Here is a 21,260-nt window from a genome sequence, read left to right on the forward strand (position 1 = left end):
CGGAGCCGATGCGCCAGTATCTCGACCTTCTGAAGCATGTGCTGGAAAACGGCGCCGATCGCGGCGACCGCACCGGCACCGGAACGCGCTCGGTATTCGGCTACCAGATGCGCTTCGACCTGGCCCGCGGCTTTCCGGTCACCACCACCAAGAAGCTGCACCTCAAGTCGATCATCCACGAGCTTTTGTGGTTCCTGGCCGGCGACACCAACATCAAGTATCTCAACGATCACGGCGTCTCGATCTGGGATGAATGGGCCGACGAGAATGGCGATCTCGGCCCGGTCTATGGCAAACAATGGCGGTCGTGGCCGGACGGCCATGGCGGCGCCATCGACCAGATTGCGAATCTCCTGAAGGAGATACGCAAAAATCCTAATTCGCGGCGGCTGATCATTTCGGCGTGGAACCCGGCCGAGGTGGAGGCCATGGCGTTGCCGCCCTGCCACTGCCTGTTCCAGTTCTATGTTTCGGAAGGCAAGCTTTCCTGCCAGCTCTACCAGCGTTCGGGTGATATCTTTCTCGGTGTGCCGTTCAACATTGCTTCCTATGCGTTGCTGACGCTGATGGTGGCGCAGGTAACCGGATTGAAACCCGGCGATTTCATCCACACGCTCGGCGACGCGCATCTTTACTCGAACCATTTCGAGCAGGCGCGCGAACAATTGCGGCGCACGCCCAAGGCGTTGCCGACGCTCTGGATAAATCCCGAGGTGAAGGATCTCTTTGCCTTCCGCTTCGAGGATTTCCGGCTCGAGAACTATTTCGCCGACGCGACGATCAAGGCGCCGATCGCGGTCTAGGACCTACCTGACTGTCCATATCGAAATTGCCTGCTGCAGCTGCGCTCGCTTGCCCGTGCCGCGGGTACTGATTTCACGTGATATTTCCTTTGGCCTCGACACCGCTGTATCCAACGGAGGTTATCGCACGCCGAGAAACCTGAGCTCAGAATGCCGTCGCCGGTAAAGAGCCTTTCCTTGTTATGTTCACATGGATATATCGATGGACGGCTCTGGGCGATCCGGGACGAGGAGAGTTTCATGCAGGCGCGCAAAGGTTCGACGACGATTGCCCTCGCGGGTCTCGCCGCCATGCTGATGGCTGCGGTGCCGGCGGCCCATGCCGATGACAAGGTGGTCGTGTTTGCTGCGGCGAGCCTGAAGGACGGGCTCGACGCCGTCAACAAGGCCTGCGAGGCCGATGTCGGCGAGGCGGCAACCATTTCCTACGCGGCGAGCTCGGCGCTGGCCAGGCAGATCGAAAGCGGCGCGCCGGCAGACCTGTTCATCTCTGCCGATCTCGACTGGATGAAGTATCTTGCCGACAGGAAGCTGACCAAGCCCGGCACCGAAGTGAAATTGCTTGGCAACCAGATCGTGCTGATTGCGCCGCGGGATTCCAAGGTCGAGACCAGGATTGAAAAGGGGTTCGATCTTGCCGGGCTCGTCGGTGACGGCAAACTTGCCATGGGCGATGTCAAGGCGGTGCCGGCAGGCAAATACGGCAAGGCAGCCCTCGAATCGCTCGGTGTCTGGTCTTCCGTCGAAGGCAAGGTGGCGCAGGCCGAAAATGTGCGCGCCGCCCTAAAACTGGTGTCGATCGGCGAGGCAGCACTCGGCATCGTCTATGCCACGGATGCGCATGCGGAGCCCGGCGTGAAGGTGATCGGCACTTTCCCCGACAATACACATCCGCCGATCATCTATCCGGTTGCCCAGCTTGCGGATTCGAAGGGCAAGGATACCCCGGCATTCCTGAAATGCCTGCAATCCGCCAAGGCTGGCGAACTCTTCAAGGCGCAAGGTTTTACAATGCTTGCGCCGAGCAACTGACGAACGGCACCGTACATGAACTGGCTGCTGAACCTCGCTCCCGACGAATGGAATGCGGTCCGGCTGTCGATCAAGGTGGCGACCGTGGCGATGATTGCCAGCCTGCCGCCGGGCGTAGCAATCGCCCTTGTGCTCGCCCGTGGCCAGTTCTGGGGCAAGACACTGCTCAACGGTCTGGTGCATCTGCCGCTGATCCTGCCGCCGGTGGTGACCGGCTATTTGCTGCTTTTGACTTTCGGCAAGCGTGGTCCGGCCGGGGCCTTCCTGGCCGAGCATTTCGGCATCGTTTTTTCGTTTCGCTGGACAGGCGCCGCGCTCGCCTGCGGCGTGATGGGCTTTCCATTGATGGTGCGGGCGATCCGGCTGTCGATCGAAGCGGTCGACCGCAAAATCGAGGCGGCCGCCGGCACGCTCGGCGCCAATCCGCTATGGGTATTCGGCACGATCACGCTGCCGCTGATCCTGCCCGGCCTGATCGCCGGTGCGATCCTCTCCTTCGCCAAGGCGATGGGCGAATTCGGCGCGACGATCACCTTTGTCTCCAACATTCCGAACGAGACCCAGACGCTGCCGTCGGCGATCTACACTTTCACGCAGGTTCCCGGCGGCGACGCCGGCGCGCTCAGGCTGACGCTGATCTCGATCGTCATCTCGATGGCTGCACTTGTTGCCTCGGAAGTGCTGGCGCGGCGCGTCGGCCGGCGGATGGACATCGAATGACGGTTCAGGTCGACATCAGCCACCGGCTTGGCGATTTCGCGGTCAATGCCCGCTTCGAGAGCGCCGGGCGGCTGACTGCGCTTTTCGGGCCTTCCGGCTCCGGAAAGACGACGCTGATCAATTTGATTGCCGGGCTGATCCGCCCCGACAAAGGCCGCATCGCGGCCGAGGGCCGCGTTCTGGTCGATAGCGATGCCGGCCTGTTCGTGCCGAAGCACAAGCGACGGATCGGCATGGTGTTCCAGGATGCGCGGCTGTTTCCGCATATGAGCGTGGCGAGCAATCTGCGCTATGGCCGCTGGTTCACGCCGGCTGCAGAGCGCTATGCGGATATCAATAGCGTGGTCGAACTGCTCGGCATCGGTCATTTGCTCGACCGGCGGCCGGCAAAACTCTCCGGTGGCGAGAAGCAGCGCGTGGCAATCGGCCGGGCGCTGCTTGCCAGTCCGAAATTGCTGCTGATGGACGAGCCGCTGGCTTCGCTCGACGAGGCGCGCAAGGCCGAGATCTTGCCTTATATCGAGCGGCTGCGCGACGAGACGAAAATCCCGATCGTCTATGTCAGCCACTCGATCGCCGAAGTGGCGCGGCTGGCGAGCGACGTCGTGGTGCTGGTGCAAGGCAAGGTCGCCGCTTCCGGTCCGACCGGAGCGATCATGCAGCGTCTGGATCTGTTGCCGGCCGAAGAGCGCAGCGAGGGCGGTGCCGTGCTGGATGCCGCGGTTCTGCGCCACGACGAGGCGTTTGGCATGACCGTGCTGGGCTCAGCGGCGGGCGAGATCCGTGTGCCTCTTCTGGCAACGCCGGTCGGTGCGCCGGTGCGTGTCCGTATCCGTGCGCGCGACGTGATGATCGCCACCGAGCAGCCGGTTGGCCTCAGCGCGCTCAACATATTGCCGGGCACGATCGTGGCGATAGAGCCGGGCGAAGGGCCTACGGTCGAGATTGGCCTCGACTGCAATGGCGCAACCGTGCTTGCCCGCATCACCGAACAGTCGCGGCAGACGCTGGGGCTTCGGCCTGGTCGAAAAGTCTTCGCGGTGGTCAAGACAGTGAGCTTCGACCGGGCGAATACCGGCGCCGGCTTGCCGGCCGAGGCGGATGGGTGAACGGCGGATATTGTCGCTATATCGTTTTGGAATAGCGGTATCGCTGGAGAACTTGTAGAATGGCGTGACTGCGGAGGAGCAAATGCCGTCGCTGAGTTTGCGGATAAATCTCGATCCAGATGGCCGCATCGGGCCGGGCAAGATCGAGCTTCTGGAACAGATCGCCGCCTTCGGCTCGATTTCGGCCGCGGCGCGCGGCATGGAGATGTCCTATAAGCACGCTTGGGATCTGGTCGAAGACATGAACCGCGTGTTCGGCAAACCGCTGGTAGCGGCACAGACGGGCGGCAAGAAAGGCGGCGGCGCTCAGTTGACCTCGGTGGGCTTGGCGGTCGTCAGCCGCTTCCGCGCCATCGAGCGGGCCGCGTCTTCAGCAGCGGCGGCACATATGGAGGCGCTGCAGGCCGAGATAGACGCTGCGTGAACTCGGCGGAATTCATGCCGCGCTCGATCTCTGCTACTCCTCAGGCTCGCCGGGCTTGCGCAGCAGATAGGTGTCCATGATCCAGCCCTTTTTCCGGCGGGCCTCCTCACGGGTGCTCACGATCTCGTCGCCGACGTCGCCAATCCGGCCCGAGATGACGATCTCGTCGGGCGTGCCGAGATAGGCGCCCCAGTGGACGGTAACGTCCTTGTCGTCCAGCATGTTGAAGGCGCATTTGCCGTCCAGCATGACGATGGTGCTGCCGGCGTTTTCGGGCAGACCTTCCTCGGCGAGCCGGCGGCCGGTGGTGATCAAAATGGCGTCGCCGATCCGGTTCAATGCCATTTTGTGGCTGGCTGCGAGTGCCTGGATGGCGGTGATGCCGGGGATGACCTCCAACTCGAACGCGACATTGCCTCTCAGGCGTACGCGCTCCAGGATGCGCAGCGCACTGTCGTAGAGCGACGGATCGCCCCAGATCAGGAAGGCGCCGCAGCCATCTTCGGGAAGTTCGTCGCGGATCAGGCCTTCGTAGATCGCGGCGATCGCCTCATGCCAGTCATCGACGGTCGAGCGGTAGGAAGGCGCCGGCTCGGCGCGCACCGGCACCTCGAATTCGACACGGCGCGAGTTTGGGTTGGTGACGAAGCGGTCGCAGATCTGGCGGCGCAATTCGGCGAGATCGTTCTTCTTGGCGCCCTTGTCGGGAATGAACAGCACGTCGGCCCGATTGAGGCCGTTGATGGCCTGGACCGTCATGTGCTCCGGATTGCCGGCGCCGATGCCGATGACGAGAAGCTTGCGCATGGGCGAACTCCTGCCCGATCGGGACCGGCGTGTCTAGACCGACACGACATGTCGGCAGGCGCCGGCGCATTCGCCGAAAGGCTTTGAAACGCCACATTGAACAGCTAGAGTCATGTTGGCATTTTCGCCGGGGGAGTTTCCATGTTCCGTTACGTCCTGACCGCAGCCTTGGCGCTCTCGGCTACGCCTGCGCTCGCCAATGATTCGGTCGCCGAACTCGGCACCGGTGGGCTGATCCTTTCGCGCAGCGATGCGGTGGCGATGGAAAGCGAGGATCTCTACATCTCGCCGGAAAAAGTGACGGTCGATTACGTCTTCCGCAACAACACCGACAAGGATGTCGATGCAATCGTCGCCTTTCCGATGCCCGACATCGAAGGCGATCCCGAAGAAATCCCGGCGATTCCGGAGGCGCAGAGCGACAATTTCCTCGGCTTCGAAGTGACGATCGACGGGGTGCCGGCAAAGCCGCAGCTCGAGCAGAAAGTGTTCGCGCTCGGCATCGATATCGGCGCCGACCTGAAGGCGCAGGGCGTGCCGTTCTATCCGTTCGGCGACGCGGCCAAGGCAGCGCTGGCAAAGCTGCCGCAAGCGGTCGCCGACGACTGGGTCAACCGCGGCATCATCATCCAGGACACTGCCGACGACGGTTCGGGCATGAAGACCGTCTACACGCCGTTCTGGCAATTGCGCTCGACCTATTGGTGGCGCTCGACTTTTCCGGCAAACAAGGCGGTCCATGTCTCGCATCGCTACAAGCCGAGCGTCGGCGGCACCTCCTCGGTCAGCTTCTTCTATGACGGCCAGTTCCAGGGTCAGTATGCCGCCTACAAGACCCGCTACTGCATGGACGATGCCTTCGAAAACGCCGTGCGCAAGGCAGCCAAGGACGATCCCGACGGCTACCCCAAGTATTTCGAGAACCGCATCGCCTATATCCTGACCACGGGCGGCAACTGGGCGTCGGGAAACATCGGCACGTTCAAGCTGACCGTCGACAAGGGCGATCCGAAGAACCTGGTCTCGTTTTGCGGCGAAAACGTCAGGAAAATCGGACCGACGACGTTCGAGATGAAGGCGCAGAACTTCTACCCCGAGCACGACATCGACATATTGCTGCTGGAGCCATCCGATGGCGGGAACGGCGGCTGATGGACCTCGCGATTTATGTCGCCATCGCCGAGAACGGCGTGATCGGGCGCGAGGGTGGGTTGCCGTGGCGGCTGTCCACCGATCTCAAGCGGTTCAAAGCCGATACGATGGGCAAGCCCATCATCATGGGCCGCAAGACCTATGAAGGCATCGGCCGACCGTTGCCAGGCAGGCTCAACATCGTGGTGACGCGGGACAGGGCATGGCGCGCCGAGGGCGTCGAAGTCGCGCACTCGATCGAGGACGCAATCGCGCTGGCGACGGTGCGCGGGCGCTGCATGGCCGGCGCCGACGAGATCTGCGTCATCGGCGGCGGCGAGATCTATGCTCAGGCGCTACCGCTGGCCGATCGGCTGCACGTGACCCATGTTCTGGCCGCGGTCGACGGCGACGCCCATTTCCCGCCGATCGACCCGGCGCTATGGCGGATCGTCCGCTCACAGGAGGTTGAGGCCGGTGAGAAGGACAGCCATGCGACACGCTATTCGGTTTACGAGCGGCGCCGCGACGTGAATTGAAGACGACAAAGCGTCGTGACAGGTCTAAATGGACCCAAAGGCGGACTGTGACGGCAGCCGATCGCGTTGAAAGCGTGCCGTTGCATCCCTATAGAAGAATAATATTGGATTTTGCGCCGGCGAACCGGCGCTCGAGGGAATTCCAAGCGAAAGGACATTCATGCCCTGGAACGACAAGAGCGGCGGCGGCGGCCCGTGGGGCGGCGGCAACAATCAGGGACCTTGGGGACAGGGACCCAAGGGACCCAGCGGCCCGCAGGGCTCGCCTCCCGATCTCGAGGATATCATCCGGCGCGGGCAGGACAGGTTGCGGCGCGCACTGCCGGGCGGCGGTGGCGCGAGCCCGGCCGTGTTCGGACTGATTGCCGCGGCGCTGGTGGTGCTATGGGCGTTCAAGGCGGTCTACACCGTGCAGCCCGACGAAGTTGCGGTCGAGCTCAGGTTCGGCCAGCCGAAGGCGGAGCTCTCGCAGCCTGGCCTGCATTTCCATTGGTGGCCCATCGAAACGGTCGAGACCGCCAACATCGCCGAGCAGCTTGTCAGTATCGGCGGCGGCAGTTCCAGCGGCAATGGCCTGATGCTTTCCGGCGACCAGAACATCGTCAATGTGCAGTTTTCTGTGGCCTATCAGGTCTCCGACCCTAAGGCCTATCTGTTCGACGTGTCCGACCCGGACGGCATGCTGCAGCAGGTCGCCGAAAGCGCGATGCGCGAAGCCGTCGGCCGGCGCCCGGCGCAGGACATTTTCCGCGACGACCGGCAAGGCATTGCGGCGTCGGTGCGTGAGATCATCCAGACGACGCTGGACGGCTACAAGGCCGGCCTCAACGTCAACGCCATTTCGATCGAGGACGCCGCGCCACCGCGCGAGGTGGCAGACGCGTTCGACGAGGTGCAGCGCGCCGAGCAGGACGAGGACAAGTTCGTCGAGCAGGCCAATCAGTATTCCAACCAGAAGCTCGGCCAGGCACGCGGTGCGGCCGCACAGATCCGCGAAGACGCGGCCGCCTACAAGAACCGGGTCGTGCAGGAGGCCGAAGGCGAGGCGCAGCGCTTCATCTCGGTTTATGACGAATATGCCAAGGCGCCGGAGGTGACGCGCAAGCGGCTCTACCTGGAAACGATGGAGAGGGTGCTGAAGGATTCGAGCAAGGTCATCGTCGAGCAAGGCAACGGGCAAGGGGTCGTTCCCTACCTGCCGCTGCCGGCATTGCAGCAGAAGGCGCCGGCACCGGCCACCGGAGGAAACCAGTGATGGCCAACCGTCTTCCTGTCATTGCGGTCATCGCCGCGGTCATCCTGTTCCTGCTCTATTCGTCGGTCTTCGTCGTCAATGCGCGCCAGCAGGCGCTGGTGCTCAGGTTCGGCGAAATCGTCGACGTCAAGAACCAGCCGGGCATCTATTTCAAGGCGCCATTCTCCTTCTTCGATGCCGACACCGTGCAGCTGATCGAAAACAGGGTCCTGCGCTTCGACCTCGACAACATCCGCGTCCAGGTTTCGGGCGGCAAGTTCTATGAGGTCGATGCCTTTATCGCCTATCGTATCTCGGATCCGCGTGTGTTCCGCGCCGCGGTCTCCGGCCAGATCGAGCTGGCCGAGGCCCGGCTGAGGACGCGTCTCGACGCTGCCTTGCGCCGCGTCTACGGCCTGCGCGACTTCGAGGCGGCACTCTCGGAAGAGCGCGCCGTAATGATGCGTGAGGTGCGCGATCAGCTGAGGCCCGATGCCACCTCGCTTGGCCTGCAGATCGAGGATGTCCGCATCCGCCGCACCGATCTCACGGCCGAAGTCTCGCAGCAGACCTTCGACCGCATGAAGGCCGAACGTCTCGCCGAAGCCGAGCGGCTGAGGGCGCGAGGCAATGAGGCAGCGCAGCGGATCAGGGCTCGCGCCGACCGCGAAGTGGTCGAAATCGTCGCCGAAGCGCAAAAAGAGTCTGAAATCCTGCGTGGTGAAGGTGAAGCCCAGCGCAGCGCCACGTTTGCCGGAGCCTATCAGCGCGATCCGGCCTTCTTCGATTTCTATCGGTCGATGAATGCCTATGGCACTGCGCTGAACAGCAGCGGAACGACGATGGTGCTGTCGCCGAATTCCGAGTTCTTCCGCTTTTTCCGCGATCCGAACAGCAAGGAAACGCCTGCAGCACCACCGCCAGCGCCGGCCGTTCCCGCGCCACCGGCGGCGCAGCCAGGCACCGGCCAGTAGGGCCGGTGCAGGGATAGCCGGCGTAACGGAGGATTTATCCTCTGGCGGTAGCCGTAGCCGCAAACGTGCCTTATTTCTTGCCAACATGACGCGACGCGGCGTTTTTGCCGAAGCGCGTTTTTAGAACACCCGGAGGCCTTTCGATGACATCCACCACCCTTCTGCGTTCAGCGAGGCGGACGTTCATCGCCGGGGCCGCTGCGCTTCTGGTCGGCGCCGTTGCCGTTCCGTCGTTCGTGACGCCGACAGTGGCAGCCGACGGGCCGCCCTCGGTTGCCGATCTCGCCGCCGGCCTGCTCGGCGCGGTGGTCAACATCTCGACGTCGCAGACGGTGAAGGGCACTGAGGGGCCGGGCGCGGTGCCGATGCCGCAGCTCCCGGAAGGCTCACCCTTCCAGGACTTCTTTGACGATTTCTTCAAGAACCGTGGCGGCGACAAGGGCGGCGGCGGGCAAAAGGTGCAGTCGCTAGGCTCCGGCTTTGTGGTCGACGCCGAGCAGGGCATCGTGGTGACCAACAACCACGTCATTGCCGATGCCGACGACATCGAGGTGAATTTCTCCGACGGTGTGACGCTCAAGGCGACGCTGGTCGGCACCGACACCAAGACCGACGTCGCGGTGCTGAAGGTCGATCCGAAAGGGCACAGACTGACGGCTGTGAAGTTTGGCGATTCCAACAAGATGCGTGTCGGCGACTGGGTAATGGCGATCGGCAATCCGTTCGGTCTCGGCGGCACGGTGACAGTCGGCATCGTCTCGGCGCGCAATCGCGACATCAATTCGGGCCCGTATGACGACTTCATCCAGACCGATGCCGCGATCAACCGCGGCAATTCCGGTGGACCGCTGTTCAACAGCAGCGGCGAGGTTATCGGCATCAACACGGCAATCATCTCGCCGTCGGGTGGCTCGATCGGCATCGGCTTCTCGATCCCGTCGCAGCTTGCCTCAGGCGTCGTCGACCAGCTTCGCCAGTTCGGCGAGACGCGGCGCGGCTGGCTCGGCGTGCGCATCCAGCCGGTGACCGACGACATTGCCGAAAGCCTGGGCATTGCGACCGCCAAGGGCGCGCTGGTCGCCGGCGTCATCAAGGGTGGGCCGGTCGACAACGGCACCATCCAGGCCGGCGACGTCATCATCAAGTTCGATGGCAAGGACATCCATGAAATGCGCGACCTGCCGCGCGTCGTGGCGGAAAGCCCGGTCGGCAAGGCGGTCGACGTGATCATCGTGCGCAAAGGAGTCGAGCAGACGGTCAAGGTGACGCTCGGCCGGCTCGAAGACGGCGAAAAGCTCGCCAGCGGCGGTGAAAACGGCAACACCGACCAGGATGATGCCGACAAGGCACCTGCGGTTTCGACGGCTTCCGTGCTCGGCATGACGATCGGCGAGCTCAATGACGAGACGCGCACGAAATTCGGCATCGCCGCCGACGTTTCCGGCGTCGTCGTGACCGACGTCACCAAGGATTCGGCGGCGGCCGAACGCGGCATCCAGCCGGGCGAGGTGATCACCGAGATCGCGCAGGAATCGGTCGCAACGCCCAAGGACGTCATGGACCGGATCGGTGCGCTGAAGGAGCAGGGGCGCAAGAACGCGCTTTTGATGCTGGCGTCGAAGACCGGCGAGCTGAGGTTTGTGACAATCCGGATGGATTGAGTCCGGAAGCGCCTGCAACACTCTGATGTTGAAAAGGAAAAGGGCGGCTAGCGGGTCGCCTTTTTTCTTGCCTGCCAGTCTGTGCGTGGCAGCCTGTAGAAGACATGTCGCCTGAGTGCGGTGTGGCTGTCCGGAACACCGGGATGGTCGAAGTCGGAGGCCGGGTCGGCGGTCATGCCCAGGCGCTCCATGACGGCAGTGGACCGGCTGTTATCCTTGACTGCGAAGGACACGATTTCGTCGAGGCAAAGTCTTTCAAAGCCATAGGTGAGCCAGGCTTCGGCTGCTTCGGTGACATAGAAGCGGCCCCAGAATTCGGGTGCCAGCCGCCAGCCGATCTCGATCGTGCCGGGCGGCAGGAATGGCAAATGATCGGTTCGGGTTATGCCGACGAAGCCGATGCATTCACCTGTGGCTGCGATCTCAGCGGCCGCGAAGCCGAAGCCGTCGCGATCGATAGCCGCGCGCAACTCATCCATCTTGGCGTTAGCCTGGGCACGGTCGCGCCGAAACGGAAAGAATTCCATGACGCGCTCGTCGGAATTGATGCGATGGAAGAGATCGCGGTCACGATCTTCCCAGTTGCGCAGGATCAGGCGCTCGGTGCGGATCGGCGTCATTCGACAAATTCCTCCCGGCGATAACCCTGCAGATAAAGCAAGGCGGTGAGGTCGCCGTGGTCGATGCGGATCTTTGCCTCGGCTGCCACCGCCGGCTTGGCATGCAAGGCGACGCCGATGCCGGCAAGACGGATCATGTCGAGATCGTTGGCGCCGTCGCCGACGGCAATGGCATCGGCAGGCGTCAGGCCGAGGCGGGCCGAAATCTCGATAAGGGCTTCGGCCTTGGCGGCGCGGCCGAGGATCGGTTCGGCGACCAAACCGGTGAAGCGGCGATCCTGCTCGATCAGGCGGTTGGCGCGATTTTCGTGAAAGCCGAGCAATGCTGCGATGCGGGTGGTGAAGATGTCGAAACCACCGGAAATCAGCGCCGTCCAGGCGCCGCTGGCCGCCATTGTCTGGACGAGCGTGCGGCCGCCGGAGGCAAGCGTCAGGCGATTATCTATGATGCGGTCGATGATTGCGGCATCGAGACCCTCGAGCAGGGCCACGCGCTCGCGCAAGGCCGGCTCGAATGCGATCTCGCCGTTCATCGATCGCGCGGTGATGGCGGCGACACGATCTTTGACGCCGATCTCGTCGGCAAGCTCGTCGATGCATTCCTGGTCGATCATCGTCGAATCCATATCGGCGATCAGGATCTTCTTGCGCCTGTTCTCAGCCGGCTGGACGGCCACGTCGATCGGTTCGGAAGCAAGCGCGGCCTGCAGGCGCGCCGTTATTTCGGAAGCGTCGGCGGTCTCCGGCAAGTCGAGTTCGCAGGCGATGCCTTCGGCCAGCCAGCGAACAGCGCTTGCGCCGACCGACCGCGAGGCCATATTCGCTAGCGTCGACGTCAATGCGCGGCCGGCGGGATGGGATAGAAGCGTGGCGATCAGCGGCATCGAAAATTCCAGCGGACAGGCGGGCGAAGGCCGCGTGAAGAACGCGATCCTGATAGCCGGGCCGACCGCCAGCGGCAAGTCGGCGCTCGCACTCGACCTCGCCGAGCGCAATGGCGGTGTCATCATCAACACCGATTCCATGCAAGGCTATTCGGTGCTCGACGTGCTGACGGCACGGCCTGGTCCTGCCGAACTCGCCCGCGTCCCCCACTTTCTTTATGGACACGTCGATCCGTCCACCGCCTATTCCACCGGCGCTTGGTTGCGTGATGTCATAAAGCTGATCGACGACGGCACGTTTTCGGGGCGGCCAGTGATTTTCGTCGGCGGCACCGGGCTTTATTTCCGGGCGCTCACGGAAGGTATCTCGGAGATGCCCGACATTCCGAAATCGATCCGTGATCGCTGGCGCTACGAGCTCCAGGAACAGGGTGCAGTGAGATTGCACCGCATCCTGTTGCGCGAGGATTCTGCGGCCGGCATGATGCTGAAGCCGACGGATGGCCAGCGCATCGTGCGGGCGCTGGAGGTGCTCGACGCGTCGGGCCGTTCCATCCTGGACTGGCAGGCCGCGCGTGGCCGGCCGTTGATCGACAGGAGCAGCGCGCGCTTTTTCGTCATCGAGCCGGAGCGAGCGGCGCTGGTGGAGCGGATCGATGCCCGCTTCGACCGCATGCTGGACAAGGGGGCACTGGACGAGGTGAAACAGCTTTCAGCGCTCGGCCTCGATCCCGACCTGCCGGCGATGAAAGCAATCGGTGTTCGCGAGCTTCAGGCCGCGCTGGCCGGCGCCATCAGTTTTCCCGAGGCCATCGAGCGTGCGAAAATCGCCACGCGGCAATATGCCAAACGGCAGGCGACCTGGTTCAGGCATCAATTAGGCCCGGAATGGCGGAGATTGCGTCCTGGTAAGGGGATCGACTCGATGCTCTCACCCCCTCCTTCGAGCGCAACCTGAAAAGTCGACGCCGAGGGGACATTTCGCGTTGAAGTTGTCCAGGTTAACTGTCCGTAAGTTCGCGCATGCCATAAGATCGATAGGAACTTTCCAACGGGGAGCAGATGCGTTTCCACAAGGCGGAATCAGCCTTTTTCGTATTTATTTTTGTGATCCTGGCCGCCGGCCTGGTGACGCTTTACGCCTATGGGCTCCTGCAAACCTTGGCCGCCGACATTAGCAATACGCCTTCGGAACTCGATGAAATCATCTATCTCAACAAGCTGCTGTTTGCGACCGGCGTGCTGCTAACGACTGCGCTGTTCTTCGGCATTTTCTTCATCTACCCGCTGATCCGAAAGCAGGCGACGGAAGAAGGCAAGCTGCGGGCCATGACCGTTTCGCTCAGCGCGCGTTCGGAGACGCTGGAGCATGCGGCGCTCACGGACAGCCTCACCGGCATGCAGAACCGGCGCTACTTCGACGATGCGCTGAAGGAATATCTCGAAGAGTTCCGTCGCATCGAGAAACCAGTCGGGCTGATGATCCTCGACCTTGACCATTTCAAGCAGGTCAACGACAGCCACGGCCACGATGTCGGCGACGAGGTGTTGCGGGCCGTCGCTAACTGTCTCAAGGACATGACACGCTATCACGACGTGGTGGCGCGCCTGGGCGGCGAGGAGTTCGCGGTGGTCACGCCCAATATGGACGCCGAACTGCTATCCAAATTCGCCGAGCGCATCCGCAAGGCGATCGCCAACATGTCGGTGCTGACAGGCAATGTCCGACTGAAAATCACGACCAGTGTCGGGCTTGCCGTCTGGGATCGCAAGGAAACCGCCGAGGAGTTCTATCGCCGCGCCGATCGCCAGCTCTACGAGGCGAAGAGGCAAGGGCGCAACCGCGTCTGCGCCTGAAATTCCGTCATTGAATTCGTGATGCTGGCCGTCTGGTATCGTTTTCTGCGTTTCCGATGCACGCAGACCGACGTCACCCAGTCAAGCTGAGATGCTGCCTTTGCGGAGCTTGCCGGAAATAGAGGTGTTGCCGTGACTAAATCCGACCTCTCCGATCTTTACCGGGCCTACATTGCATGCCTGAACAAGCAGGATTGGCCAAATCTGGGGCGGTTTGTTCATGATGAGGTGACTCACAACGGTCGCAAGCTCGGATTGTCCGGCTATCTCGAAATGTTGGTGAGAGACTTCGACGAAATTCCGGACCTTTACTTCGACATTCAGCTATTGGTTGCCGATCCGCCTTATATAGCGAGCCGGCTAAGCTTCGACTGCGCGCCAAGGGGAACGTTCCTTGGGCTCGATGTAAGCGGGAAGAGAATTTCGTTTGCCGAGAACGTATTCTATGAGTTTCAGAGAGGGAAAATTCGCCAGGTGTGGTCAGTTATAGACAAGACAGCCATCGAAGCTCAGCTGTGATATCTGCGAGCGCTGCCTAAAAGTCGCTCGGCTCAATCATTCTGGGGGACGCAGCCCGAAGGTCGCCGGCTTGAGGCCGTAGCGCAAGTCGAAATCGTCGTTCCGCTGGGTGCGTGCGGCCGACGGTTTGCGATAGTCCGAATCGCCGGCCTGCCGGCCCGGATCGACGACTTCCGCGAAAGGCATTGCCTGCTGTGATTTCGGCACGTTGCGCAGCCGTTCGACGATCGCCACGAGGTCGACCTCGTCGCCGGTTTCGGACGGCAAGGCGTCCGCGCGCTTGGCCGTGCGGGGGATCAAATCCTCGGAGAGCTTTTCGAACTTCATCCGCATCGTCGTCGCCACGCCTTCCCCGAAGGCGATGGCCTCGCGCTGGCCCATGGAAGACAGGAACGCCAGCGTCGAAGCCGAGGAATCGGCGATCGCCGAGCGGATGATCGCCTGGTCCTGCTCGTTGGCGAGCCGCATGGCAAAGAACGTCGAGCACTGCGACAGGATCGTCGGGTCGAGTTCGCCCGGGCGCTGGGTGACGACGCCGAGATAACAGCCATATTTACGGCCTTCCTTGGCGATGCGCGACAGCGCATGCCGCGTCGGTGCGAAACCGAGGCGCGGATCGGCGGGCATGTAGCGATGCGCTTCCTCGCACAGGAAGAGCAGCCGCAGGCGGCCTTCGCTCCACAATGCCAGGTCGAAGGCCAGCCGCGCCAGCACCGAGCAAACGGAATTGACCACCTCGGACGGCATGCCGGCCATTTCGAAGCAGGTCACCGGGCGGCCGTGATGCGGCACGCGGAAAATGTTGCCGATCGTCTCGTGGATGGTGTCTTCGATCAGGCGCGAGTTGAACATGAAACGGTAGCGCGGATCGGATGCCGCCAATTCGATGCGTGTCTTCAGTGACCTGAGGGTCGGGCGATCGTTCTTGCTTTCCAGCAATCCCATGCGCTCGTCGACCAGCTTGATGAGGTCGGCAATGCGATAGGGCACCGGCGCGTCGGCGGTCAGCGCATCGGTGCTGCGCCGTAGAAAGTTGCCGGAGTTAGGATTGCGGTAGAGGTTCTTGGCCGCGGGAATAAGATCGCGCAAGGCGTCGACCTCTTCCGGGACCGTCTCGCGGCCGCGAAACAGCACTTCGGCAAATTCTTCGAGCTTGAACATCCAGAAGGGCAGGTCGAGCGTCGTCGAATCGACCCTGACGCAATATTCGGGCAACGACGCGGCGAACTCGTTGTGTGGATCGAGGATTAGCACGCGCAGGTCGGGCCGGGCGGCGATAGACTTGCGCAAGAGCAGCGACACGGCGGTCGATTTGCCGACCCCGGTGGTGCCGACAATGGCGAAATGGCGCGCCAGCGTATCGTCGATGGCGATATTGGCGTCGATGGCCTCGTCCTGCGACAGCGTGCCGATGGTGATCGAATGACGACCGGCGAGATCGTAGACGGCCTGCAGGTCGCGGCTGCGGATTCGATGGGCAATGGCGCCGATATGCGGATAGGTCGTGATGCCACGGTCGAAGACCGGCTTCGCGCCGGGTTCGGCACCGTCGCGCACCTCGCCGATCAATTCGATGCTGACCTCGATCGGATTCTGGCCCTCGCTGCTCCAGGCACGATCCGACTTGCCGATTTCGTAGACGAGGCCGACGGTTCGTGATGTGCCGAGATTGATCGAGATCATCTTGCCGACGCTCCACAGGCCGGTGACCGTGCCTTCGATATCGTCGGCATAGGCGCTGATGGTGGCGCGCGCGCCACCGCATTGCACGACATTGCCCAGAATCCGCTTGTCGTTCTGCTCCGCCCTGCGGCGCTCCAGCAAAGTCGGTTCTCCAATGGAGGCTTCGCGTTCAACGAGCATGGACAGGCCGCGTCCCCTTTTCCCAAGCGATGAGCCTAGGCGAACGGGGTTAAGGTGGGATGAGGCGGGATGGTTTAGCGGACATTAAGGAGTTTGCGAAAACTGGACGAAACGGTCGTTGCTTCGTAGAAGAATTTTCGATATATCGGATTAATGGATGATATAGCGAACGATATATCTTCGACCATCGGCAGAAGAATACATGCCGAAAGGGTGGTTCGCAGCTGGTCCCTGGCTGAATTGGCGGAGCGGTCCGATGTCTCGAAAGCCATGCTGAGCACGATAGAGCGCGGCATGACCAGCCCGACGGCGGCACTCCTCGTGCGCATTGCGGCCGCCTTCGGCATGACGCTCTCCACTTTGATAGCAAGGGCGGAATTGCAAGGCGGTGGCCTGCTTCGCGAACGTGACCAGCCGGTCTGGAGCGATCTGGCTACCGGTTATGTGCGGCGGCACCTTTCGCCGGTTTCGGACATGCCGCTCGAACTGATCCGAGTCCAACTGCCGGCGGGCGCCAAGGTAAGTTTCCCGGCGGCGTCCTATGCCTTCATCAGGCAACAGATCTGGATGATCTCCGGGCGGCTGGAATTCACCGAGGGCGAAATCGTTCACAGGCTCGAACCCGGCGACTGCCTGGCGCTCGGCGCGCCATCCGATTGCGTCTTTCACGCTCCGGGCCCGGACGCCGCCGACTATCTGGTTGCGTTGGCCAGGAGCTGAGGTGAAGGCGCGTCGTCCGAAACGCTCCGACAATGGCGGTCCGCCGCTCGACGACTATAACGGTCCGCCCTGGAGCAAGGGCGATCCCTATGTCTTTCTTGCCTGGCGGACCGCCTATGCCCAGGCATGGAAAGTGCCGAGCCGCGAGATCATGCTGATGCGGCTGGACAAGGCCGAGCGGCTGGGCCTGACCTATGAGGAATACACGCTCGAACTGCTGGAACGCGGGCGACATCTGCAAGAGGAAGACGCCGATCGCATCGCGGAAATCCGCCGGGCCAGGAAGCGGAAGCGGACCAGTCATTTCGAGTGACAGACGGCGCAGGGGAACCACATGAGTTCGATCGAAATCAGGCCACTCACCGGTACTGACGGGACGCAAAAAATGCTGGCGGATCTGCTGATCGGTACAGTCGCTGCCGGCGGCTCGGTCAGCTTCATGCATCCGCTGGCGCCAGAGATGGCCGCGGCCTTCTGGAACAAGTCGCTTCAGGCGGCCGCCAGAGGCGAAAGGGCGGTGCTTGGAGCCTGGAACGGCGAGGCGCTGGTCGGCACCGTTACCTTGCTGCTCGACTGCCCTCCCAACCAGCCGCACCGGGCCGAGATCGCCAAGCTGATGACCCGCCCCGATTACCGCGGCAAGGGCATAGCAACCCGCCTGATGGAGGCGGCGGAAGTCGTTGCCATGGAGAAAGGCCGCACCCTGTTGGTCCTCGACACGGCAAAAGAGGAGGGGGCTTCCGGCCTCTATGAAAAGCTCGGCTTCACGCTGGCCGGCGAAATACCGGATTATGCGCTGAAGCCGCATGGCGGGCTCACAGCCACCCTCATCTATTGGAAACGCATTGGTGCAGCCTGATCCGGCCAAGTGCACATTCGCCGTTGACAGGGGCGTCAAACCAATTCTATTGTCCGGCACCATGAAAAAGGCACTCATTCTCGTAGGAAAGCGCGTGGGCAAGGCGGTGTAACCGCCGGGCGATGACCTCCCATGCGCAAGACACAGGCTCCCTCGGGGGCCTTTTTTATTGCCCGAAATACGACTAAACGACCAGCAATCGCCCGACGGCGAACAGTATGGGACCAGACCGATGAGCAGTGGACAGTATGAGCGGCGCGAAATGCCAAGAACCGAAATGCCAAGAGCCGAAATGACTGGCGCCGAAATGGTGGTGCAGGCGCTGAAGGACAATGGCGTCAAGCATGTTTTCGGCTATCCGGGCGGCGCGGTTCTGCCAATCTACGATGAAATCTTCCAGCAGGACGAGGTCGAGCACATCCTCGTCCGTCACGAGCAGGGCGCGGGCCACGCGGCGGAAGGCTACGCGCGCTCGACCGGCAAGGCCGGCGTCATGCTGGTGACCTCCGGGCCGGGTGCGACAAATGCGGTGACGCCATTGCAGGACGCGCTGATGGACTCGATCCCGCTGGTCTGCCTGACCGGCCAGGTGCCGACTTCGCTGATCGGCTCGGACGCGTTCCAGGAGTGCGATACGGTCGGCATCACGCGACCCTGCACCAAGCACAACTGGCTGGTGAAAGACGTCAACGAGCTCGCGGCAACGATCCACGAGGCCTTCCATGTGGCAACGACGGGCCGCCCCGGTCCGGTCGTCGTCGACATCCCGAAGGACGTTCAGTTCGCCAGGGGTATCTATGTCCCGCCGCAGACGGCGCCGCGCACCAGCTACCAGCCGAAGGTCCAGGGCGATCTGGAAAAGATCAAGGCGGCGGTCGAGCTGATGGCCGGCGCCAGGAAGCCGATCATCTATTCGGGCGGTGGCGTCATCAATTCCGGCCCGGAGGCGAGCCATCTGCTGCGCGAGTTGGTCGACCTCACCGGCTTTCCCATCACCTCGACGCTGATGGGCCTCGGCGCCTATCCGGCGTCGGGCAAGAACTGGATGGGCATGCTGGGCATGCACGGCACGTATGAAGCGAACATGGCGATGCACGATTGCGACGTCATGCTCTGCATCGGCGCGCGCTTCGACGACCGCATCACCGGGCGGCTGACGGCGTTTTCGCCGAATTCGAAGAAGATCCACATCGACATCGACCCGTCGTCGATCAACAAGAACGTCCACACCGACGTGCCGATCATCGGCGATGTCGGGCGTGTGCTGGAGGATCTGGTGCGGCTGTGGCGGGCAACCGCCAAGGCCGACAAGAAAGCGCTTCACCCGTGGTGGGAGCAGATTGCCAAATGGCGCGCCCGGGATTCGCTCGCCTACAAGATGAACCACGAGGTGATCATGCCGCAATACGCCGTCCAGCGGCTCTATGCGCTGACCAAGGACCTCGACACTTACATCACCACCGAGGTCGGCCAGCATCAGATGTGGGCGGCACAGCACTATCACTTCGAGAAGCCGAACCGCTGGATGACCTCTGGCGGACTGGGCACGATGGGCTACGGCCTGCCGGCCGCGCTCGGCGTGCAGATCGCGCACCCGGATGCGCTGGTCATCGATATCGCTGGCGACGCTTCGGTGCAGATGACGATGCAGGAGATGAGCGCGGCAGTGCAGCACGAGGCGCCGATCAAGATCTTCATCCTCAACAACCAGTATATGGGCATGGTGCGGCAGTGGCAGCAGCTGCTGCACGGCAACCGGTTGTCGCATTCCTACACCGAGGCGATGCCGGATTTCGTCAAGCTCGCCGAAGCCTATGGCGGCCACGGCATTCGCTGCGACAAGCCGGACGAGCTCGACGACGCCATCAAGGAGATGATCGCGGTCAAGAAGCCCGTCCTGTTCGACTGCCGCGTGGCGACGCTCGCCAACTGCTTTCCGATGATCCCGTCGGGCAAGGCGCATAACGAGATGCTGTTGCCTGACGAGGCGACGGACGAAGCTGTGGCCAACGCGATCGACGCCAAGGGCAGGGAACTGGTGTAGCCTGGTTCAAGGAAGCTGTGCGAAAACAGCAGATTAGCGCAAAAGATTGAAATCGAGATTCATGTCATGAACGCACAGTTGCAACCGACCGGCTCGGCCTATTTTATCGCCAAGGAGACGGAAAAACCAGAGAATCACACGCTTTCGGTCCTGGTCGACAACGAGCCGGGTGTGCTTGCGCGGGTCATCGGCCTGTTTTCCGGACGTGGCTACAACATCGAGAGCCTGACGGTCTCGGAAACAGAGCACGAAAAGCACCTGTCGCGCATCACCATCGTGACGCGCGGCACGCCGCACGTGCTGGAGCAGATCAAGCACCAGCTCGAGCGCATCGTGCCGGTGCACCGCGTCGTCGATCTCACCGTGCGGTCGCAGGAATTCGGACAGGAGCGGCCACTGGAGCGGGAACTCGCGCTGGTCAAGGTCGCCGGCACCGGTGAAGCCCGCGTCGAGGCGCTCCGGCTCGCCGATGCATTCCGCGCCAGCGTCATCGATGCCAATACCGAGCATTTCATCTTCGAGATCACCGGCAAGGGCTCCAAGCTCGATCAGTTCATCGCCATCATGAAACCGCTCGGGCTCGTCGAGATCTGCCGTACCGGGGTGGCAGCGATGAACCGCGGCCCGCAAGGGATGTAGTCATCCAACTTGGCTCTATCTCGTCGCTTCGCCACCGATCGCATTGATTAGGGGAACGGCATGACATTCGACGCATTCTTCGCCCTGCTGGTCTATGCCTTCGTGACCTCGATCACACCGGGCCCGAACAACTTCATGCTTCTGGCATCGGGCGTGAATTTCGGCTTGGTCAAGACCGTGCCACACATGCTCGGCATCGGCTTCGGCTTCCTCGTGCTGTTGCTTGCCGTAGGCTTCGGGCTTGGCGCCGTGTTGACGGCCTTTCCGGTGCTGCACACCGGGTTGAAGATCGCCGGCGGCCTCTACCTGCTTTATCTCGCCTGGAAGATCGCCATGTCGCGCTCGCTCGGCGGCGAAGGCGAGGCGAAGGGCCAGCCAATGCGCTTCATCGAGGCTGCGGCGTTCCAATGGGTCAATCCCAAGGCCTGGGTGATGGCGATTACAGCCATGGCCGTCTATACCAATCCGGAACGCCCGTTTGTGTCGGTGGTGCTGATCGCGGCCGCGTTCGCCGTCGTCATGCTGCCGAGCATTTCGACCTGGGCCGGTTTCGGCATGGCACTGCGCGGTTTTCTGGCGGATGCGGTGCGGCTCAAATGGTTCAACATCGCCATGGGCGTGATGCTTGCGGCGACGCTGTGGCCGATGCTGCGTTAGCTGCCGTTCTATTGTGCACTGCACATTAAATCTTCGTAATGACGGGTTTTGGCCCTTTTTCGCCTTCGGCATCCTCTATTATCTGGCAAAAGCGCGGCAAGAGGCTGCGAGTTGAGCTAGACTACGGCCACCGGATAGCGGCGTGTCGGATTAAGAGGCCTTTT

The 21,260-nt window shown here is 62.3% G+C and carries 23 protein-coding genes; 19 read left to right on the plus strand and 4 right to left on the minus strand.

The window, feature by feature from the left end:
• The first annotated feature begins 8 nt into the window (after positions 1 to 8).
• The 5 genes from NKH21_RS07280 (at position 9) to NKH21_RS07300 (ending at position 4,088) form a co-directional block, all read left to right on the plus strand.
• Positions 9 to 803 (plus strand): thymidylate synthase, encoded by a 795-nt coding sequence (locus NKH21_RS07280; protein WP_352863780.1) that lies wholly within the window; start codon positions 9 to 11, stop codon positions 801 to 803.
• A 240-nt stretch (positions 804 to 1,043) separates the two neighbouring features.
• Positions 1,044 to 1,835 carry a molybdate ABC transporter substrate-binding protein gene (gene modA / locus NKH21_RS07285; RefSeq protein ID WP_352863781.1) on the plus strand — a complete coding sequence of 264 codons (792 nt, stop codon included), beginning with the start codon at positions 1,044 to 1,046 and terminating at the stop codon, positions 1,833 to 1,835.
• Between the two features lie 15 nt (positions 1,836 to 1,850).
• Positions 1,851 to 2,555, plus strand: a complete 705-nt coding sequence (modB, locus tag NKH21_RS07290; protein ID WP_352863783.1) for a molybdate ABC transporter permease subunit — start codon at positions 1,851 to 1,853, stop codon at positions 2,553 to 2,555.
• Positions 2,552 to 3,664 (plus strand): molybdenum ABC transporter ATP-binding protein, encoded by a 1,113-nt coding sequence (gene modC, locus NKH21_RS07295; protein WP_352863785.1) that lies wholly within the window; start codon positions 2,552 to 2,554, stop codon positions 3,662 to 3,664. The genes modB and modC overlap by 4 nt, the downstream gene beginning before the upstream one ends.
• A gap of 82 nt (positions 3,665 to 3,746) precedes the next feature.
• On the plus strand, positions 3,747 to 4,088 hold the full coding sequence (locus NKH21_RS07300; RefSeq protein ID WP_023676697.1) for a winged helix-turn-helix domain-containing protein: 342 nt from the start codon (positions 3,747 to 3,749) through the stop codon (positions 4,086 to 4,088).
• A gap of 33 nt (positions 4,089 to 4,121) precedes the next feature.
• Here the strand turns inward: NKH21_RS07300 and cobF are convergent, their stop codons facing one another.
• Positions 4,122 to 4,895: a precorrin-6A synthase (deacetylating) gene (gene cobF / locus NKH21_RS07305; RefSeq protein ID WP_352863787.1), complete on the minus strand. Its 774-nt coding sequence runs from the start codon at positions 4,893 to 4,895 to the stop codon at positions 4,122 to 4,124.
• Between the two features lie 141 nt (positions 4,896 to 5,036).
• Between cobF and NKH21_RS07310 the strand changes: the two genes are divergently transcribed.
• From NKH21_RS07310 to NKH21_RS07330, 5 genes are all read left to right on the plus strand, one after another.
• Positions 5,037 to 6,047: a DUF4424 domain-containing protein gene (locus tag NKH21_RS07310; RefSeq protein WP_352863789.1), complete on the plus strand. Its 1,011-nt coding sequence runs from the start codon at positions 5,037 to 5,039 to the stop codon at positions 6,045 to 6,047.
• On the plus strand, positions 6,047 to 6,565 hold the full coding sequence (locus NKH21_RS07315; protein ID WP_352490307.1) for a dihydrofolate reductase: 519 nt from the start codon (positions 6,047 to 6,049) through the stop codon (positions 6,563 to 6,565). The genes NKH21_RS07310 and NKH21_RS07315 overlap by 1 nt, the downstream gene beginning before the upstream one ends.
• Positions 6,566 to 6,725: 160 nt before the next feature.
• On the plus strand, positions 6,726 to 7,820 hold the full coding sequence (hflK, locus tag NKH21_RS07320) for an FtsH protease activity modulator HflK (RefSeq protein ID WP_352490306.1): 1,095 nt from the start codon (positions 6,726 to 6,728) through the stop codon (positions 7,818 to 7,820).
• The gene (gene hflC / locus NKH21_RS07325) at positions 7,820 to 8,773 is read left to right on the plus strand and encodes a protease modulator HflC (RefSeq protein ID WP_352863791.1); all 954 of its coding nucleotides are present in this window, start codon (positions 7,820 to 7,822) and stop codon (positions 8,771 to 8,773) included. The genes hflK and hflC overlap by 1 nt, the downstream gene beginning before the upstream one ends.
• A 143-nt stretch (positions 8,774 to 8,916) precedes the next feature.
• Positions 8,917 to 10,434, plus strand: a complete 1,518-nt coding sequence (locus NKH21_RS07330) for a DegQ family serine endoprotease (protein ID WP_352863793.1) — start codon at positions 8,917 to 8,919, stop codon at positions 10,432 to 10,434.
• Positions 10,435 to 10,481: 47 nt separating this feature from the next.
• Here the strand turns inward: NKH21_RS07330 and NKH21_RS07335 are convergent, their stop codons facing one another.
• Both NKH21_RS07335 and serB read right to left on the minus strand, forming a co-directional pair.
• A complete protein-coding gene (locus NKH21_RS07335; RefSeq protein ID WP_352863795.1) occupies positions 10,482 to 11,054 on the minus strand; it encodes a GNAT family N-acetyltransferase in 573 nt (190 codons plus the stop codon).
• Positions 11,051 to 11,938: a phosphoserine phosphatase SerB gene (gene serB, locus NKH21_RS07340; protein WP_352863797.1), complete on the minus strand. Its 888-nt coding sequence runs from the start codon at positions 11,936 to 11,938 to the stop codon at positions 11,051 to 11,053. The genes NKH21_RS07335 and serB overlap by 4 nt, the downstream gene beginning before the upstream one ends.
• Here serB and miaA point away from each other — a divergent pair.
• The 3 genes from miaA (at position 11,928) to NKH21_RS07355 (ending at position 14,314) form a co-directional block, all read left to right on the plus strand.
• Positions 11,928 to 12,896 carry a tRNA (adenosine(37)-N6)-dimethylallyltransferase MiaA gene (gene miaA / locus NKH21_RS07345; RefSeq protein ID WP_352863877.1) on the plus strand — a complete coding sequence of 323 codons (969 nt, stop codon included), beginning with the start codon at positions 11,928 to 11,930 and terminating at the stop codon, positions 12,894 to 12,896. The two genes, serB and miaA, sit on opposite strands and share 11 nt — an antisense overlap.
• A 104-nt stretch (positions 12,897 to 13,000) precedes the next feature.
• Positions 13,001 to 13,795: a GGDEF domain-containing protein gene (locus NKH21_RS07350; RefSeq protein ID WP_352666995.1), complete on the plus strand. Its 795-nt coding sequence runs from the start codon at positions 13,001 to 13,003 to the stop codon at positions 13,793 to 13,795.
• Positions 13,796 to 13,927: 132 nt separating this feature from the next.
• A complete protein-coding gene (locus NKH21_RS07355) occupies positions 13,928 to 14,314 on the plus strand; it encodes an ester cyclase (protein ID WP_352863800.1) in 387 nt (128 codons plus the stop codon).
• A gap of 36 nt (positions 14,315 to 14,350) precedes the next feature.
• Here NKH21_RS07355 and NKH21_RS07360 read toward each other — a convergent pair whose 3' ends face one another.
• Positions 14,351 to 16,177 (minus strand): ATP-binding protein, encoded by a 1,827-nt coding sequence (locus tag NKH21_RS07360; RefSeq protein WP_352863802.1) that lies wholly within the window; start codon positions 16,175 to 16,177, stop codon positions 14,351 to 14,353.
• Positions 16,178 to 16,330: 153 nt separating this feature from the next.
• On the opposite strand from NKH21_RS07360, the gene NKH21_RS07365 reads away from it, so the two are divergent.
• The 6 genes from NKH21_RS07365 to NKH21_RS07390 all read left to right on the plus strand — a co-directional run bounded on the left by NKH21_RS07365 (position 16,331) and on the right by NKH21_RS07390 (position 21,096).
• Positions 16,331 to 16,897, plus strand: coding sequence for a helix-turn-helix domain-containing protein (locus NKH21_RS07365; RefSeq protein WP_352863804.1), 567 nt, complete (start codon positions 16,331 to 16,333; stop codon positions 16,895 to 16,897).
• 1 nt (position 16,898) lies between these two features.
• Complete coding sequence (locus NKH21_RS07370) at positions 16,899 to 17,210, plus strand: hypothetical protein (RefSeq protein ID WP_352863806.1); 312 nt, start codon at positions 16,899 to 16,901, stop codon at positions 17,208 to 17,210.
• Between the two features lie 21 nt (positions 17,211 to 17,231).
• Positions 17,232 to 17,756, plus strand: a complete 525-nt coding sequence (locus NKH21_RS07375; protein ID WP_352863808.1) for a GNAT family N-acetyltransferase — start codon at positions 17,232 to 17,234, stop codon at positions 17,754 to 17,756.
• Between the two features lie 292 nt (positions 17,757 to 18,048).
• Positions 18,049 to 19,800, plus strand: coding sequence for an acetolactate synthase 3 large subunit (locus NKH21_RS07380; protein ID WP_352564512.1), 1,752 nt, complete (start codon positions 18,049 to 18,051; stop codon positions 19,798 to 19,800).
• A 66-nt stretch (positions 19,801 to 19,866) separates the two neighbouring features.
• Positions 19,867 to 20,439, plus strand: a complete 573-nt coding sequence (ilvN, locus tag NKH21_RS07385; RefSeq protein WP_023676680.1) for an acetolactate synthase small subunit — start codon at positions 19,867 to 19,869, stop codon at positions 20,437 to 20,439.
• Between the two features lie 60 nt (positions 20,440 to 20,499).
• Positions 20,500 to 21,096, plus strand: coding sequence for a LysE family translocator (locus NKH21_RS07390; protein ID WP_352483004.1), 597 nt, complete (start codon positions 20,500 to 20,502; stop codon positions 21,094 to 21,096).
• The last annotated feature ends 164 nt before the right edge of the window (positions 21,097 to 21,260 follow it).

This window comes from Mesorhizobium sp. M1329, from assembly GCF_040318035.1.
Taxonomy (GTDB): Bacteria; Pseudomonadota; Alphaproteobacteria; order Rhizobiales; family Rhizobiaceae; genus Mesorhizobium.

Bases quoted from the DNA above. Each gene is read 5' to 3' on its own strand.
- NKH21_RS07280 (WP_352863780.1), top strand. From the start codon at position 9: ATGCGCCAGTATCTCGACCTTCTGAAGCATGTGCTGGAAAACGGCGCC.
- modA (WP_352863781.1), top strand. From the start codon at position 1,044: ATGCAGGCGCGCAAAGGTTCGACGACGATTGCCCTCGCGGGTCTCGCC.
- modB (WP_352863783.1), top strand. From the start codon at position 1,851: ATGAACTGGCTGCTGAACCTCGCTCCCGACGAATGGAATGCGGTCCGG.
- modC (WP_352863785.1), top strand. From the start codon at position 2,552: ATGACGGTTCAGGTCGACATCAGCCACCGGCTTGGCGATTTCGCGGTC.
- NKH21_RS07300 (WP_023676697.1), top strand. From the start codon at position 3,747: ATGCCGTCGCTGAGTTTGCGGATAAATCTCGATCCAGATGGCCGCATC.
- cobF (WP_352863787.1), bottom strand. From the start codon at position 4,895: ATGCGCAAGCTTCTCGTCATCGGCATCGGCGCCGGCAATCCGGAGCAC.
- NKH21_RS07310 (WP_352863789.1), top strand. From the start codon at position 5,037: ATGTTCCGTTACGTCCTGACCGCAGCCTTGGCGCTCTCGGCTACGCCT.
- NKH21_RS07315 (WP_352490307.1), top strand. From the start codon at position 6,047: ATGGACCTCGCGATTTATGTCGCCATCGCCGAGAACGGCGTGATCGGG.
- hflK (WP_352490306.1), top strand. From the start codon at position 6,726: ATGCCCTGGAACGACAAGAGCGGCGGCGGCGGCCCGTGGGGCGGCGGC.
- hflC (WP_352863791.1), top strand. From the start codon at position 7,820: ATGGCCAACCGTCTTCCTGTCATTGCGGTCATCGCCGCGGTCATCCTG.
- NKH21_RS07330 (WP_352863793.1), top strand. From the start codon at position 8,917: ATGACATCCACCACCCTTCTGCGTTCAGCGAGGCGGACGTTCATCGCC.
- NKH21_RS07335 (WP_352863795.1), bottom strand. From the start codon at position 11,054: ATGACGCCGATCCGCACCGAGCGCCTGATCCTGCGCAACTGGGAAGAT.
- serB (WP_352863797.1), bottom strand. From the start codon at position 11,938: ATGCCGCTGATCGCCACGCTTCTATCCCATCCCGCCGGCCGCGCATTG.
- NKH21_RS07350 (WP_352666995.1), top strand. From the start codon at position 13,001: ATGCGTTTCCACAAGGCGGAATCAGCCTTTTTCGTATTTATTTTTGTG.
- NKH21_RS07360 (WP_352863802.1), bottom strand. From the start codon at position 16,177: ATGCTCGTTGAACGCGAAGCCTCCATTGGAGAACCGACTTTGCTGGAG.
- NKH21_RS07365 (WP_352863804.1), top strand. From the start codon at position 16,331: ATGGATGATATAGCGAACGATATATCTTCGACCATCGGCAGAAGAATA.
- NKH21_RS07375 (WP_352863808.1), top strand. From the start codon at position 17,232: ATGAGTTCGATCGAAATCAGGCCACTCACCGGTACTGACGGGACGCAA.
- NKH21_RS07380 (WP_352564512.1), top strand. From the start codon at position 18,049: ATGACTGGCGCCGAAATGGTGGTGCAGGCGCTGAAGGACAATGGCGTC.
- ilvN (WP_023676680.1), top strand. From the start codon at position 19,867: ATGAACGCACAGTTGCAACCGACCGGCTCGGCCTATTTTATCGCCAAG.
- NKH21_RS07390 (WP_352483004.1), top strand. From the start codon at position 20,500: ATGACATTCGACGCATTCTTCGCCCTGCTGGTCTATGCCTTCGTGACC.